This window comes from Limnobacter sp. UBA3528 (assembly GCF_002377005.1).
GTDB lineage: Bacteria > Pseudomonadota > Gammaproteobacteria > Burkholderiales > Burkholderiaceae_B > Limnobacter.
Map to the genome: position 1 here is coordinate 1 of NZ_DFOZ01000049.1, position 15,712 is coordinate 15,712.

11 protein-coding genes are annotated in these 15,712 nt (G+C 51.5%); 6 read left to right on the forward strand and 5 right to left on the reverse strand.

Annotated elements, in window-relative coordinates:
• Window positions 1-421: 421 nt before the first annotated feature.
• The 3 genes from B4N58_RS13425 to B4N58_RS13435 form a co-directional block, all read right to left on the reverse strand.
• Window positions 422-1,585, reverse strand: coding sequence for an acyl-CoA dehydrogenase family protein (locus B4N58_RS13425; RefSeq protein ID WP_008250888.1), 1,164 nt, complete (start codon window positions 1,583-1,585; stop codon window positions 422-424).
• Window positions 1,586-1,612: 27 nt separating this feature from the next.
• A complete protein-coding gene (locus tag B4N58_RS13430; RefSeq protein WP_040513195.1) occupies window positions 1,613-2,383 on the reverse strand; it encodes an SDR family NAD(P)-dependent oxidoreductase in 771 nt (256 codons plus the stop codon).
• A 129-nt stretch (window positions 2,384-2,512) separates the two neighbouring features.
• Window positions 2,513-3,409, reverse strand: a complete 897-nt coding sequence (locus tag B4N58_RS13435) for a LysR family transcriptional regulator (protein WP_291750287.1) — start codon at window positions 3,407-3,409, stop codon at window positions 2,513-2,515.
• Window positions 3,410-3,523: 114 nt separating this feature from the next.
• On the opposite strand from B4N58_RS13435, the gene B4N58_RS13440 reads away from it, so the two are divergent.
• Together B4N58_RS13440 and B4N58_RS13445 are read left to right on the forward strand one after the other, a co-directional pair.
• Window positions 3,524-4,486, forward strand: a complete 963-nt coding sequence (locus tag B4N58_RS13440; protein ID WP_291750289.1) for a sodium-dependent bicarbonate transport family permease — start codon at window positions 3,524-3,526, stop codon at window positions 4,484-4,486.
• A gap of 93 nt (window positions 4,487-4,579) precedes the next feature.
• Window positions 4,580-4,879 carry a hypothetical protein gene (locus tag B4N58_RS13445; RefSeq protein WP_291750292.1) on the forward strand — a complete coding sequence of 100 codons (300 nt, stop codon included), beginning with the start codon at window positions 4,580-4,582 and terminating at the stop codon, window positions 4,877-4,879.
• 637 nt (window positions 4,880-5,516) lie between these two features.
• On the opposite strand, the gene B4N58_RS13450 is transcribed toward B4N58_RS13445, so the two are convergent.
• On the reverse strand, window positions 5,517-6,449 hold the full coding sequence (locus B4N58_RS13450) for a LysR family transcriptional regulator (RefSeq protein ID WP_291750295.1): 933 nt from the start codon (window positions 6,447-6,449) through the stop codon (window positions 5,517-5,519).
• Window positions 6,450-6,545: 96 nt separating this feature from the next.
• On the opposite strand from B4N58_RS13450, the gene metE reads away from it, so the two are divergent.
• From metE to B4N58_RS13470, 4 genes are all read left to right on the forward strand, one after another.
• Window positions 6,546-8,894 (forward strand): 5-methyltetrahydropteroyltriglutamate--homocysteine S-methyltransferase, encoded by a 2,349-nt coding sequence (gene metE, locus B4N58_RS13455; RefSeq protein WP_291750298.1) that lies wholly within the window; start codon window positions 6,546-6,548, stop codon window positions 8,892-8,894.
• A gap of 80 nt (window positions 8,895-8,974) precedes the next feature.
• Window positions 8,975-10,168, forward strand: coding sequence for an acetyl-CoA C-acetyltransferase (locus B4N58_RS13460; RefSeq protein WP_291750301.1), 1,194 nt, complete (start codon window positions 8,975-8,977; stop codon window positions 10,166-10,168).
• Window positions 10,169-10,192: 24 nt separating this feature from the next.
• Complete coding sequence (locus B4N58_RS13465) at window positions 10,193-11,953, forward strand: cation:proton antiporter (protein WP_008250917.1); 1,761 nt, start codon at window positions 10,193-10,195, stop codon at window positions 11,951-11,953.
• Between the two features lies 1 nt (window position 11,954).
• Entirely contained in the window at window positions 11,955-12,854 is a 900-nt protein-coding gene (locus B4N58_RS13470) for a mechanosensitive ion channel family protein (RefSeq protein ID WP_008250919.1), read from the forward strand.
• Here B4N58_RS13470 and B4N58_RS13475 read toward each other — a convergent pair.
• Window positions 12,824-15,712 carry an EAL domain-containing protein gene (locus B4N58_RS13475; RefSeq protein ID WP_291750308.1) on the reverse strand — a complete coding sequence of 963 codons (2,889 nt, stop codon included), beginning with the start codon at window positions 15,710-15,712 and terminating at the stop codon, window positions 12,824-12,826. The genes B4N58_RS13470 and B4N58_RS13475 overlap by 31 nt on opposite strands.

The window sequence follows — 15,712 nt, forward strand, 5'->3', positions numbered from 1 at the left end:
GAGGCGTCCATATACGGCAAAAAAGCGGGCCGAGTCTCGGTGCCGGCCATTGGCCGACCGTGGCGGATGAATTCAAACGGGCAGGTTTTCTTGAAGGCGAAGCGATTGGGACATCGCTGCTGATTGAGCATGAACATCACAGGGACCAATTGCACACTAGCGCGCTGATTGGCCGGAGTATGTTTGCTAACCTCGGTGACTCAGCCAACTCGACGGGGTTGCCTGATTCCTCACTGAAAACCGCTTAGTCCCTTTTTGAAGCAAGGCATTCAATTCACCCAAGCCCGACAAAAATTACGGTCGGGTCTTGGGTGTCGCCCGTTGGCGAGCATTGAAGCCTTGGTTCAAACGGGGCGGTTTTCTTGAAGTTCAGAACAGGCAAACCCACTGCCGAGTTGGCGATGAATTGGCAACCGTCGATTTATCGACCGAGTTCGCCTCTCGCAATCACTTCCTTCATGATTTCCGACGTGCCCGCATAAATGGTTTGCACCCGTGCATCAGTGAAGAATCGCGAAATTGGATATTCCTCGGTGTAGCCATAGCCGCCAAACAGCTGCAGGCATTCGTGCGTCAATTTCACCTGCAACTCAGTGGACATCAATTTCAAAATAGAGGCTTCTTCAGTGGTCATGGCACCCAATTTGAACCGCGCTTCACACTGCTTCAAGTACGCTTTGGTCAATTCAAGTTGCGCGCGCAGTTCCGCCATTTTGAAACGGGTATTTTGAAACTGGGCAATGGTGCTGCCAAACGCCTTGCGCTGGGTCACATAGTCCGCAGTAATGGCCATGGCACCTTCACAGGCACCCACCGCTTGTGAACCCAAGCCAAGACGCTCGCGTGGCAATTCCTGCATCAAGTAAATGAAGCCCTTGTTTTCTTCGCCCAGCAAGGCGTTGGCAGGCACACGCAGGTTGTCAAAAAACAGCTCCGCCGTGTCGTTGGAATGTTGACCCATTTTCTTGATGCCCTTGCCTTTCTTGAAACCAGGCAAACTGCTGTCCACCAAAAACAGACTGATGCCCTTGGCACCTTTGCTGGTGTCGGTTTTTGCGGCCAGAACAATCAGGCCACAATGCAAACCGTTGGTGATAAAGGTTTTCGAGCCGTTGATCACCCATTCGTCGCCATCGCGAACAGCATTGGTTCGCATGCCAGCCAAGTCGCTGCCAGCGCCGGGTTCAGTCATCCCGATTGAACCGACGATTTCGCCTGTGACCATGCGGGGCAACCACTGCGCCTTCTGCTCAGCCGTACCCAGGTTGTTGATGTAAGGCATCACAATGTTGGCGTGCACGTTCAGCGCCGTGCTCAGTGAATGCAAATTCAAACGGCAGGTTTCTTCAAGAATCATCAGGGCCACTTCGAATGGTGCACCGGCTGCGCCAAATTCTTCGGGCATGTCAGGGCCCAACATGCCGGCGGCACCCAGCATCAGCCAGGTTTCCTTGGGCATCCAGCCCTCTTTCTCCCACTGGTCGTAATGCGGAATCACTTCTTTTTCAAGACAGCGCAACAGCATGTCCCGAAACAAGGTGATGTCTTCATTTTCAGCCATTTTGAATTGGTCTGCTGTACCCATGATGATTCCCTTTTTCAGATGCTTCTATTACTTCGCCTGCATGCGGATGCTGCCATCAATGCGGATGGTTTCACCGTTCAGGTAATTGTTTTCTACAATGCTGACGCAAAGGCGGCCGTATTCGGCAGGAGCGCCAAAACGCTTGGGATTTTGAACCATGGCAATCAGCGGTTGACGGTATTCTTCGGAAACGCCCTGCATCATCGGTGTATCGAAAATGCCTGGGGCAATCGTCATGACACGAATGCCGTAACGGCCCAAATCGCGGGCCATGGGCAAGGTCATGCCAACCACACCACCCTTGCTGGCTGAGTAGGCCGCTTGGCCGGTTTGGCCGTCAAATGCAGCAACAGACGCCGTGTTGATAATGACGCCGCGCTGGCCGTCTTCATCGGGTGCGTTCTTGGCCATGGCTTCAGCGGCCAGGCTTGCAATGTTGAAGGTACCAATCAGGTTGATGTTGATGGTTTTTGCGAAAGCTTCCAAAGGCAGTGCCTTGCTGTCGCGGTCCAGCGTTTTACCAGCGGTGCCCACGCCCGCACAATTCACTGCGATGTGAATGGCGCCAAACGCAGCCATGGTTGCATCAATACCCGCACGGGCTGAACCCGCATCGGCCACGTTCACTTTCTGAAAAATCACTTTGCCGGGGTGTGCGGCTTGCGCGGCCTTACCCGCCTCTTCGTTCATGTCGAACACGGCCACTTTCGCACCGGCAGCCACGAATTGTTCGACTGTTGACAAACCCAAGCCAGACGCACCACCGGTTACCACTGCCACCAAGTTATTCAGATTCATTGAAAAGTCTCCAAAACTGCTGTTTTTATGAAATAAATACTCCATTACCCGGAAGGTTAACGCAGAAAAGACCTGCACGGTGGAGGATGAATTCGAACGAACGTTCGTTTTTAATCTTTGATAAGAATTTCAACGCCCTTTCTTTAAATCTACATTTAAATAACGCCAGAAATCGGCAGCCACCGGCGAAGGTCTCTTGCCGTTGGGCCGCACTGTGTACCAGTTCGCGTGAATGGGAAAACTTTGCACATTCAGTATTTGGAGGCCATCGGTCGCCGAACCAGCATTTAAAGCGTGTTCTGACAAAACTGCCAAACCCATACCGCCTTGCACAGCCTGTTTTATGGCCTCATTGCTACCCAGTTCGAGCCGCACCGTGGGCTCGAAACCCAGGCTTTCAAAATGAGAATCGCACGCCAGGCGGGTTCCTGAACCCCTTTCCCGCAAAATAAACGGGTAGCGCGCCAATTCGGTGTGCTTGATACGCTTGCGCTGGGTTAAGGGGTGCTCAGCGGGTGCAACCACCTGCAAAGAATTGGTCATGAAAGCCCGGGCCTCTACGTCAAGATTTGCAGGTGGTTTAGACATGATGTAGAGATCATCCAGATTGTGCTCAAGCCTCTGAATAACGCCATTGCGGTTCAACACCTCCAGGGCAATTTCCACCTCTGGGTACTTTGCACAAAAGTCGCCCAGCAAGCGCGGCACAAAGTACTCAGCCGTGCTCACTACAGCCACGGTGAGCTTGCCGCGCCTGAAGCCTTTGATGTCATCAATACGCTGCTGAAAGCCTTCAAGTTCAGCCAGCATGGCGCGGGCTGTTGTTTCCAGCTCAAGGCCGGCGGGTGTCAGGTAGACCGCTTTGCCGATGACCTCGTACAAAGGCAAACCCACCGATTCGGCCAGCTCCTTCATTTGCATGGACACCGTGGGTTGGGTGACATGAAAATGCCGCGCAACCGCCGTGATGCTTTTAAATCGGGCCAACGCTGTGAACAGGTGAAGTTGCCTGAGGGTCAGGTTCATGCTTAAAAGCCTCGCTATTACATAACCTTTTGATGATGATATTTTCTTTTTTTCTGATTTTACATGATTGTTCATTGTGAATAGCATGGGCGCACTTTCAACATCCCGTGCATCATGAATAACTTCACCGACCCCGCCATTCTGTTCTTCCTCCTGGGTATCTTCAGCGGACTAGTCAAGTCCAATCTTGAAATTCCGGCACAGGTCAGTCGGTTTCTTTCCCTGTACCTGCTGATGGCCCTTGGCCTGAAAGGCGGCTTTGCCCTGCATGACTCGGGATTCAATACGCAAGTGCTGGGTGGTTTGGGAAGTGCTGTTGTACTGGCTGTTCTGGTGCCTTTGATCAGCTACCCAATCTTGAAGCGCTGCATTTCCGCTTTTGATGCAGCCGCAATCGCAGCAACCTACGGCTCGGTCAGCGCAGTTACTTTCATTACCGCTGTGCAGTTTCTGGAAAAATCTGACATTGCCTACGGTGGGCACATGGCTGCCGCCATGGCTTTGATGGAATCGCCCGCCATTATTCTGGCAGTGCTGTTTGCCAACATGGCGCGCAAACAGGGCCAAGGCGTCAATCCAAACGCGGTGCCCGGAAAAGGCTTTGCCCACTTGCTACAAGAATCGTTCACCGAAGGTGCACAACTGTTATTGTTAGGTGCCATGCTGATTGGCTACATGAGTGGCGCTGAGGGCAAACAGGCCATGCAACCCTTCACTGGCGACTTGTTCAAAGGAATGCTGGCTTTCTTCCTGCTCGACATGGGTTTGACCACAGCCAAACACCTTCCAAAATTAAAATCGGTCTCGCGCTGGATGATTGCTTACGCAGTGATCGCACCCATTGCACACGCCACCCTGGCCTGGCTTTTGGCCAAGGCCACAGGCGCCAGTGTGGGCGACACGGCTTTGCTGATGGTGCTGGCCGCCAGTGCTTCTTATATTGCTGTTCCTGCGGTGGTGCGTTATGCGATCCCCGAGGCAAACCCCAGCCTTTATGTGGGGCTTTCGCTGGGCATTACCTTTCCGTTAAATATTTTAGTGGGTATACCGGTATACGTTCAGTTGGCGGGCTGGTAAGCGGGCTAATCACAATGAGTGAATAGAAATCACTGAATTTGAACTCCCATGGTCGCTGGCTTACGCTTTTGCTCTTGATTTCATGGAGCCAACATGCCAACCAAAGCCATTTGTCATTATTTTCATCGAGATATCATCATTCCCACGCTCAAAACAATGAATATGGGAGGCGAAAATATCTCTGAACTATTACTTGGAACAGCATTGGTTGAAAGCCGATTAACCTGGCGAAAACAGATGGGAAATGGACCGGCCCGCGGCTTGTATCAAATGGAAATGGCAACGCATGACGACATTTGGAACAATTATCTCAGCTATCGTAAACCTCTTGCCGACAAAGGTGTTGCAATTCAAAACAAGCCACAAAGCCAACTCGGAAGAGGAGCTTATTAACAACGATCTGTATGCAACAGCCATGGCACGCATACATTACGCCCGAGTGAAAGAAGCAATCCCTGCCACGGGAGACATTGTAGGCATGGCCAATTACTGGAAAAAATACTACAACACGATTTTAGGCAAAGGATTCCCCGACAAATATGTTGAGGTGTGGAATCAAACGGTGGGGGAGCTGGTTTGTGATGTTAAATAAATTCGTAGCTCTCACAATATTAGGTAGCACACAGATACCTTCACTTTCGGCCGAGCAAATTCAGTTTATCGAGGGCCCTACAATTTATATTTCTGAAACGAACGGCCTGAAGGTCAATCAAGATGCCCACACCACTTTTGAGTCTTTTGTCAGAAACTGGTCGCAGTTTGAAATACTGATCGATAAAAACCTTTTTCCAATCAAAGCACCCAATTGCAAACAAACAATTCAGCTCCGGTTCAAAGGCATCGAACCAATAAAAAACGAAACTAACCAAGTTCAAAAATCTCGATGGGAATTACTGGAGCGACTAAGAACAAACAATATTGAAGACACAACTCCAGTGTTCCTAAAGATTGACACTAGGCACTACATCAACAGGTCGACCAACGGAAAATATACCCTTGAATATTGCAACGTATTTGTGGAATAAGTTTTCTAGTCATCACCCAACAACTCAATTCCATCGAGTTCACGGGCGCACACTTCACGCATCACCGCCACAAAATCAGCGGTGTAGTGCTTACCGGCAATCGCTTTGGGCAAAGCTGCATACAAGGTCGAGATCAAACCCTTTCTACCCAAAGGCACTTGGGCCACATAACCGCGGTCCACGTAGCCTTTCACCGCCCAAGCTGGCAAAGCGGACAGCCCGCGTTTGCTGGCCACAAGTTGAAGTAGCGCCACGGTCAGTTCACTGCTGCGGCGTTTCACCTGCACACCCGCGGGCATCAAAAAATGCTTGATCACGTCCAGCATGTCGTCGGGTACCGGGTAGGTTAACAAGGTTTCACCTGCAAAATCGGATGGCTTCAAATACGCACGCTTGGCCAGTTTTGAATCCACAGGCACCAGGCCAACCATTTCAAACCGGAATAGCGGGAAGGAAACAATGCCCTCTTCCTCGCAAAGCTCGGACACAATTGCCAGTTCCGCATCGCCTTTGTGCAACAGCCCCACCGGGTCTGCATGAAAACCGGAAACAATGTCCAGTTCAACTTCAGGCCACCGGTTACGGTAGACGTCCATTGATGGCATCAGCCAGTCGAAACAGGTGTGGCATTCAACGGCCACCCGCAACGGGCCGCCCGCGCCCTGCTTCATTTGCAGAATATCTAACTCGGCCTGGTCAACCTGCCCCAGCACCTGGTCTGCAAGCTGTAACAGGCGTTGCCCAACCACGCTGAAGCGGCTCTGGCCACCTTGCTTGTACACCAGTTCTTCACCGAACCAGTCTTCAAGCGCCTTGATTTGATGTGACACCGCGCTTTGAGTAATGCACAGCACATCGGCCGCGCGGCTCAGGCTTCCTGTTTGCTCAATGGCTTGTAGTGTGCGCAGGTGGCGCAGTTCAAGAATGGTTTTTGACATGAATACAATTCACTATTTTCGATAATATTATTCGTTTGAATAATACCCTGTTTATACCGATCATGATGTTTTAATTAATACACAAGAAGAAACACCATGATTAAGACGCACACCCTTGGATTTCCCAGAATCGGTGAAAACCGTGAATTGAAGTTTGCGCTGGAAAGCCACTGGCGCGGAGAAACCACTGAGGAAGAATTGCGCGCAACCGCGCACGAATTGCGCCTGAAACACTGGCAAGCACAAATTGATTCCGGGCTTGATTTCATCACTGTAGGCGACTTTGCTTTTTACGATCAAATGGCAGACCACATTCAATTGCTGGGTTGCGAGCCCGCACGTTTTGAGTTCAAGGCTGAACAATCGAAGCTGCAACGCTACTTCACCATGGTTCGTGGAAAATCAACCGAGAACCACAGCTGCGCCCATGTTCACGAAACCTGGGCACTGGAAATGACCAAATGGTTCGACACAAACTACCACTACATGGTGCCAGAGTTCACTTCAAGCACGGTGTTCAAAGCGCATACAGCAAGCCTTGTAGAGCAAATTGAACAAGCCAAAACCTTGAATCATCCCATCAAGGTCAGCCTGATCGGTCCACTCACTTTTCTGTATCAGGGCAAAAGCAAACAGACTGGTTTTGAGCAGTTCGATCTACTTGAAAAACTGCTGCCTGTGTACGGACAAATTCTGGCTGAACTTAAAGCACATGGAATTGAATGGGTGCAACTGGATGAACCTGTATTGGGACTGGATTTGCCCGGCAATTACCTGGCGGCCTTCGAGCGCAGCTACCTGCAACTGAAAAGCAGCAGCATAAAAATTTTGCTGGCCACTTACTTTTCAACCACGCAGGGGCACACCAGCCCTGTGTGCAAACTGCCTGTGGATGGTTTGCACATTGACTGCGTGCGTGCCGAAGAAGACTTGCCCTTGGTACTGGACTGGCTACCCAATTACAAGGTGCTGTCCTTGGGTTTGATCGATGGACGCAATATTTGGAAAACTGACCTGGAAGCCGCACTCAACAAAATAAGCAAAACTTTTGATGCTGGCAAAGGTGAGGTATGGCTCGCACCCAGTTGTTCGCTGTTGCATGTGCCCTACCGGTTCAACAACGACACCACCGTGAATCCGCAGGTATTGCCCTGGCTGGCCGGCGCGATTGAAAAGCTCGAAGAACTTGAACTTCTGAAGCAGGCCGCCAAAACACAACTACAAGGCAAAACACTGACAGGTGCTTTGGCCACTTTGTGGAATGAGCACCAAACCACAGTAAAACAGCGCACGCAAAGCCCGCTGTTGAACAATGCAGAAGTCAAGGCCCGCCTTGCAGCACTGGCCCCAACCGCTGACCAACGTGGCAGCGAATTTGCCATTCGCCAGCAAGTGCAGCGCGAGCGCTTTAAGCTGCCTGCCTTCCCGACCACCACAATAGGTTCGTTTCCACAAACCAAAAATATTCGTAACTTGCGCGCACGGTTCAAGAAAAACGAAATTGACGAAACCACCTATTGGCAGCACATTAGCCAGGAAATTCGCCAAGCGATCGAGTTTCAAGAACGGATTGGGTTGGACGTACTCGTACATGGTGAAGCCGAGCGCAATGACATGGTGGAATATTTTGGTGAGCAATTGGAAGGCTTTACCTTCTCTGCCAATGGATGGGTACAAAGTTATGGTTCACGTTGCGTGAAGCCACCCATACTGTTTGGCGACGTGGCCCGCCAAAAAGCCATGACAGTGGATGTCGCCCGCTTTGCCCAAAGCCTGAGTGAAAAACCCGTGAAAGGCATGCTGACTGGCCCTGTCACTATTTTGCAATGGAGCTTTGTGCGTAACGACCAAGCTCGTGCGACCACAGCGCTTCAAATTGCCCTGGCCATTCGTGATGAAGTGGCCGACCTTGAACAAGCCGGCATTGGCATGATTCAAATTGACGAACCCGCCTACCGCGAGGGCTTGCCTTTGCGCAAAGCGCGTTGGGATGATTACCTGCAATGGGCCAGCAAGGCATTCCGCATTTCGGCAAGCCCCGTGCGAGATGACACGCAAATTCACACGCACATGTGCTATTCCGAATTCAACGACATTCTGCCCGCCATTGCAGCCATGGATGCCGATGTAATTACCATCGAGACCAGCCGCTCCGACATGGAATTGCTGCGCGGCTTTGGCGAATTCCATTATCCCAATGAAATTGGCCCGGGTGTGTATGACATCCATTCACCCCGCGTGCCAGGCCAGGATGAAATTGTTCGCCTTATTCGCAAAGCGGCACAGGTTATTCCCCCCGAAAACCTGTGGGTGAACCCCGACTGTGGCCTTAAAACCCGAGGCTGGGAGGAAACAGAGGCTGCTTTGGCCATGATGGTCAAGTCGACTCAAGTGTTGCGGGATGAACTTCACGCTGAAAACAGGTCTGAAAAAACTGCAGCATAATTGCTGAGCTGGGGTGTAAAACCCCCGTGGGCACGGGAAAATAGGCGCAATAACACCTATTTTCCCGGAGACCCCACACCATGAACCACGACCCCATCGTGATCGTATCCGCCGCTCGCACTCCAATGGGCGGTTTTCAGGGCAGCATGTCTGGCTTTACGGCCAGTGAACTGGGTGCTCACGCCATTCAACAGGCCGTGTTGCGCGCCGGGCACCCCACCCTCTCAGAAAAAGTCGATGAAGTCATCATGGGTTGTGTGTTACCAGCAGGCCAAGGGCAAGCACCCGCCCGCCAAGCTGCGCTCACTGCCGGTTTGCCATTGAGCAGCGCCTGCACCACCATCAATAAAATGTGCGGTTCCGGCATGAAAGCCATCATGATGGCGCACGACAGCTTGTTGGCTGGCAGCACCCAGGTGGCAGTGGCCGGCGGCATGGAAAGCATGAGCAACGCACCCTACCTGCTGCCCAAAGCACGCGGTGGCATGCGCATGGGGCATGGGCAAGTGATGGATCACATGTTTCTCGATGGCCTAGAGGATGCTTACGACAAAGGCAGGCTGATGGGCACCTTCGCAGAAGAATGCGCGGACCAGTACAGTTTCACCCGCCAAGCGCAAGATGAATTCGCCATCCGCTCACTAGCTCGCGCCAAACAAGCCACTGAAAACGGCGGCTTTCAATGGGAAATTGCCCCCATTGAAGTGGCCAGCCGCAAAGGCACTGAACTGATCAGCACTGATGAGCAGCCTTTGAAAGCCGACCCAGCCAAAGTACCTACCTTGAAACCTGCCTTCCGCCGTGAGGGCGGCACAGTGACGGCAGCCAACAGCTCATCTATTTCGGATGGCGCTGCCGCTGTGGTCATGATGAAACAAAGCCATGCGGAAAAACTTGGAATCAAGCCCCTTGCGCGCATACTGGGGCACAGCACCCATGCGCAAAAACCCAGCTTGTTTACCACAGCACCCGTTGGTGCGTTACAGGGGCTGTTTGCAAAAACTGGCCTGACTGCTGCACAAGTTGATTTATTTGAAATCAATGAAGCGTTTGCGGTGGTGACGATGGCGGCCATGGTTGACCTGAACCTGCCTGCTGACAAAGTAAACATTCACGGTGGGGCTTGTGCCCTGGGCCACCCCATCGGAGCCAGCGGCGCCCGAATTGTATGTACTTTGATTGGCGCATTGAAAAAGACAAATGGAAAAATCGGCGTGGCCAGCTTGTGCATTGGCGGCGGTGAGGCCACAGCGCTGGCCATCGAACTGATGTAACAAAAAATATCGCGAGACGAAAATATGGAAAGTGTTGTTTACTTTTTACTGGCTGCTGCCCTGGCGGTGCCCCTGTTCAAGAAATTGGGCCTGGGCGCAATTTTGGGTTATCTGGCGGCCGGTGTAGTCATTGGCCCGCAGGTGTTAGGGCTGATCGATGACCCGGAAAAGGTACTGCACTTCTCTGAAATTGGCGTCATCTTGCTGTTGTTTGTGATTGGCCTTGAACTGGAACCCGCAAAGCTGTGGGCCATGCGAGCCCAAGTGCTGTTGCTGGGTTCTGGTCAGTTGCTGATCACTGCGGGCGTTATTTACGGCGTACTGGCCTTCATGTTCGAGATGAACAGCAACGCGGCCTTGGTCATTGCCTTGGCCTTGGGGCTTTCATCCACAGCGTTTGCCATCCAATTAATGGCTGACAAAGGTATTTTGGGCAATGAAGACGGCAGGCGCGGTTTTTCCATGTTGCTGTTCCAAGACCTGGCAGTGGTTCCAATTCTATTTGCCGTGCAGGCCTTGGCCCCCATTGAGCCGGATACCGATCCCGGCCAGTGGTGGCTGGCACCCGCCGCCATTCTTGGCTTGATTGTGTTTGCGCGTTTCCTGATCAACCCAGCGCTACACTTTCTATCGCGCTATGGCGGGCGGGAAATCATGACCGTAGTGGCCCTGCTGATCGTGTTGGGCGCTGCCGTGGTCATGGAACATGCCAACCTGTCCATGGGCTTGGGTGCGTTCATGGCAGGCATGATGTTGGCCAACTCATCCTTTCGCCATCAACTTGAAGCCGACGTAGAACCCTTCAAAGGCCTGAGCCTGGGTCTGTTCTTCATCTCGATCGGCATGACACTGAATTTCGGTTTGCTGATTGACTCACCACTCACCGTGATGTTTGGCACCTTGGGGCTCATGGCATTGAAAGCACTGGTCATTATTGGCTTGGTGATGCTGGCAGGCGTGCCCTTTCCGCGCGGGCTGATGCTGGGCCTGATGCTGTGCCAAGGCGGTGAATTCGGTTTCGTGATCATGGCCCAAGCCATGGACCTTCGTTTGTTGGGTGAAGGAACGGCAGGCATGGTCAATTTGATGATCGGTATTTCAATGGCCCTGACCGCACCTGCGGTGTTGTGGTTTGAAAAATTCACCGACAAACAGATTGCGAAAACTCCCGAGAATATTGAGAAGTTTGACACCAGTGAATCAGAAGCGCTCATTCTAGGCTTCGGGCGATTTGGTCAGGTCACTGGCCGTATTCTTGCAGCCAATCAAATTCGTTTTACGGCGCTCGATAAAAACGCAGAGCACATTGAGTTCGTGAAAAAGTTTGGCAATCAGGTGTATTACGGCGATGCCTCTCGAGCCGAGGTTCTGGAGGCCGCGGGTATTTCAAAAGTGCGTACCGTGATCGTTGCGATTGATGACCCAAAAATGTCGCAAGCCATTGTCGAGTTCATTGTTCATCACTACCCGAAAATCACCATCATCGCCCGTGCGCACAATCGAAACGATTACCTTGCATTGAAAGCTGCAGGTGCACATTCCGTGGTGCGTGAACTTTTCGCGGGCGCGCTGGAGGCAGCCACCGAAGCACTCCACGCGCTGGGCTACAGCGACGGTCAGGCTATGCAAAAAGCGGAAACATTCAAGCAGCACGATGAAAGCCTGCTGAACAAGCAGGCCAAGGTGCTGGGTGATAGCGAGAAAGTCATTGAAATAGGTCGACAGGGGCGCGAGGAACTCGAGGCCATCTTCCAGCAAGATCAACGGGCAGCCAACAGAAGCTAAGATGGAAATTCTTCAATTTTTCAAAGACCTCGAACCCACGGTTGAACAGGTTTTCAATTTTCTGGAAGGCCGGCTTGGCAAGCTAATCCTGTCCATCGCGATTCTAATGCTGGCCACCACCATCAACCGCTTGATGCATTGGAGGCTATTGCGGGAAACAAAGCTCACACCGCCGCAAACGGGCAATGTGCGGGCCACTTGGGTTAGGCGCAAGAACATTGTCTGGGTCACCGGTCTTTTGTTGGTACTCGCATTGTGGTCTGGCCAAATTACAGGTTTTCTGATTTCTCTGGCTGCCATTGGTGGTGCCCTATTGATTGTGAGCAAGGAATTTATTCTTTGCCTGTGGGGTGCCTTGGTTATTTCCTTGAACAAAAGCCTGAAGATCGGCAGCACCATTGAAGTTGGCCAATTCACGGGGCAACTGGTAAATACAGGCTTTGTAACCTTCGAATTGGCGGAAATTGGCCCATCGAAAAAACAAACGGGTCGCCTGCTTTCTTTGCCCAACAGCCTGGTATTTACGCAGGCCATGAAAAACCTCTCGGTGTATGGCTCATACGGCATACATCTGATCGACTTTAACTTCGACAAGTCCGTGAAAATTCAGGCTGCCGAAACACTTGCGCTTAAACTGGCCAATGAGGCGGGCAAGCACTGGATAGAAGAAGCCGAACGTCATTTCTCGGCTGTAGAACGCGACAACTTTGTGGATTTACCCAAAGCAAGACCCGAGGTATTTTGGGCGAGCATCGACGAAAAATGCTTGCGCATGACCTTGAGGTTTGCTTGCCCGCTCAACAAGCGGGGGCAACTCGAAAAATCAATCGTGAAACGATTCTGGGTAGAGTACGGCGAGTTGAGCACTGTTCAAGCAGAACCTGATTCCAAGACAGATTGAACCAGACGTGCCCGGTTTTGGTCGGGCATCAACTCAAGGGCGCTGCCTAAGCCCAGAAAACGCTCGCATTCTACTGCCGGCGACACCAGGTAACCTTGAACATAGTCGACACCAAGTTCTTTAACTTCTCTCAGCGTGTGCAAATCCTCTACCCACTCGGCCACACATTTGCAACCCAGGTCATGGGCCAAGCCAACAATTGCGGTAACCACCGCATGGCTTTCTGTGCTGTGGCAAATGTTCTTCACAATCGATCCATCAATCTTGATCACATCAGCGTGTAGGTCCATCGCATATCTGAAATTGCTGTACCCCGCGCCGAAGTCATCCAGTGCAATCCGCACGCCCAGACCTCTCACCTGTTCAATGAAATTTTGAACTGCCTGAAGATTGATCACCGAACCGACCTCTGTAATTTCCAGACACAATTTCGAGGCATGTTGCTGATGCGCCCGAATCAAGGCCAGTGTGTCCTGAAGAAAAATTTCATCATTCAATGAACCAGGCGATACATTGATACTCAACACGCTCAACTTGTTCAAATGTTGGGCGTGTTTCGCCAGAAAATCGAGTGTATGGCTCAACACCCAGTTGTCCAAAAATGCGGTGTGCCCACCTCGTTCGCAAGCTTCAATCAAAAAGCCTGCTGACCCCAGCTTGCCATTTTCGTCTTTGATGCGTAACAAGGCCTCGGCATACAAAGGACCGTTGCACTCATTCAAGGCCAGTATGGGCTGCCACGCGAGGGTTAGGCCAGTGGGCAGTTTTTGATCGTCAAGCCGGCGAATGGTCCGGGATTGATCAAGCAGACTGCGAGTCTGATTTTGTTCAAAAACCACGCGCTCTACCTTGCTGTTGCGCTTGGCCTTGAGCTTGGACTCTCGCATTGACATCTCAACCGTTTCCATGACATCGAGCACATTGTCAACCAAGCCCTGAAACACCAGTGTGGCCAGTACGGTGGTTTGAATACATCGACCATCAAACTGAAAAGGCACGGAATCAAGCCGATGTAAAAATGCATTGAAGGCTTCTTCTGCCCGTTCAGTGTCGTTCGGGTGGATCATGATTGCGAACTGGTCAATATGCAGGCGTGATATCTCGCCATGCGTATTCATATGTCGATACAACTCGGTATGAAAGGCTTGCAGTAACTGGTCCGAAACGGCAAGACCGTATGCGCTGATCAATCGGGAGAACTGCTGAATCTCCACACAGAAGAAGGTGAAGCTGGCGGTGCGCCTGTTCAGTTTGTTGTGAATGATATTTTGCAGTCCTCGTCGATTCAGGGCACCAGTCAATTCATCATGCGTGGCTTGATATTGCAACGCCAATTCTCGGTCTTTTCTCGCAGTGAAGTCTGCAACAACCCCAACCAATTCCCGATGGTCGCGACTCACCACCAATTCATACCAACGTGTTTGCCCCTCAGCGCTCACAACAGGCAATTCACGCCGAGACGATTTCCCTGGTTGTTCCAGTAAATTAAACAAAGCAGCAAGGCGCTGTGATTGAAGAAAGTCGAGGGTTGGTGTTCCTTCGCGGTTCAGAAAAAGATTGGTGAACTGCTTGTTAAAGTGGATCAGTTCACCATGGCGAGTACAAGTGAACATGGCTGAAGGTGCAATATCAAAAATACTCTCCAGACGCTCGTGAGCCTGTTTGATTTCCTGCGCAGCCTGTTGCTGCTGCCATTGCGTTTTCCTTAGAAACTCGGCCAAGGCAACGGCAGTCATCACACTGGCCAGCACAGTGACTGAAGCACTGTTGAAGTACTGCAGCAAGAAACGCTGATCAAACCAGGCTGACAACACTTCAGCCACGGCACCGGTCAGGGAAATCAACATTGCTGCAAGATAGTAAATGGCCACTCGGTCCCGTTTCTCCAGAAAATTCTGGATGACCACCCACGCCACAGCAGAAGCCGCCACCAAACTTATCGGCCAAAACAGTTCGAGAAAAGTACGGTATGGTGAAAACAGTGCCAAGACAGTCAGCAGAACACTGGCGCATTGCAAGGCACGCAAAACCCCCAGCCACGATTCTCGTCGAATGTTTTCGAACAGGTGCCACACAATCAGTACTGTCGAGGTGAAGTACATGGCCAGGGCCAACATGCGGGCTCGCATGAGCGGATCTGATTTCAGATCGAAACCAAAAATTGAATGATCCCACCCCTCCGACAGGGCCACCAATCGAAGACTGGCGAACAACCAAAAGCCGTAACTGACAAACAGGGCACTGCGGGTCATGAACGCCGCCACCGCCACCATGCCGATCATGAGATAAAGAACGCCCTCAAGAAAACTTTGTCGGCGCTCTGAAATCAAAATGGCTTTGTTAAGGTCTGCTGATGTCTGCAAGCCGATTTCCAGGCTGGCAGGCCCGATAAACTTGAACTGGCAAAGCACGCCCTGCAAACTGACTGAATTGTCCAGATTCGCAGACACCACACGCCCCAGGTTGGTGTTCAGCTGTACTTCTTGCAGTGAACCGTTTTCGTAGTCAAGCCAGCAGGTGGACTGTACCAAATGCCTTGATCGAAAAAATATTTGCTCGTACTGGCTTGCCATGCTGGTTTGCAAATCTGTGTAAATCCAGAATGGACTCTCCTTCAGGTGGGTACGCAACACGGGCTGCTCGGGTTCACTTTTTAGTTGATCGACCACCCGGAACAAACTGCCTTCTACCTCCTCCTCGGCAAGACTTGAAAATACCAACGGCACTTCATGGGGGCTATTCTCATTGAGCACCGACAAATTGACAAAAGACACCAGCAGAAAAAAACTCAGTAAAACCACCGACAGAACAGGTACCCAAGGCGTTCTCTGGAATGACGCTGCGACAGCAATAGGCAT

What these genes read in the sequence shown, in the direction of transcription:
- B4N58_RS13425 (WP_008250888.1), bottom strand. Translation starts at nt 1,585, where the DNA reads ATGGGTACAGCAGACCAATTCAAAATGGCTGAAAATGAAGACATCACC.
- B4N58_RS13430 (WP_040513195.1), bottom strand. Translation starts at nt 2,383, where the DNA reads ATGAATCTGAATAACTTGGTGGCAGTGGTAACCGGTGGTGCGTCTGGC.
- B4N58_RS13435 (WP_291750287.1), bottom strand. Translation starts at nt 3,409, where the DNA reads ATGAACCTGACCCTCAGGCAACTTCACCTGTTCACAGCGTTGGCCCGA.
- B4N58_RS13440 (WP_291750289.1), top strand. Translation starts at nt 3,524, where the DNA reads ATGAATAACTTCACCGACCCCGCCATTCTGTTCTTCCTCCTGGGTATC.
- B4N58_RS13445 (WP_291750292.1), top strand. Translation starts at nt 4,580, where the DNA reads ATGCCAACCAAAGCCATTTGTCATTATTTTCATCGAGATATCATCATT.
- B4N58_RS13450 (WP_291750295.1), bottom strand. Translation starts at nt 6,449, where the DNA reads ATGTCAAAAACCATTCTTGAACTGCGCCACCTGCGCACACTACAAGCC.
- metE (WP_291750298.1), top strand. Translation starts at nt 6,546, where the DNA reads ATGATTAAGACGCACACCCTTGGATTTCCCAGAATCGGTGAAAACCGT.
- B4N58_RS13460 (WP_291750301.1), top strand. Translation starts at nt 8,975, where the DNA reads ATGAACCACGACCCCATCGTGATCGTATCCGCCGCTCGCACTCCAATG.
- B4N58_RS13465 (WP_008250917.1), top strand. Translation starts at nt 10,193, where the DNA reads ATGGAAAGTGTTGTTTACTTTTTACTGGCTGCTGCCCTGGCGGTGCCC.
- B4N58_RS13470 (WP_008250919.1), top strand. Translation starts at nt 11,955, where the DNA reads ATGGAAATTCTTCAATTTTTCAAAGACCTCGAACCCACGGTTGAACAG.
- B4N58_RS13475 (WP_291750308.1), bottom strand. Translation starts at nt 15,712, where the DNA reads ATGCCTATTGCTGTCGCAGCGTCATTCCAGAGAACGCCTTGGGTACCT.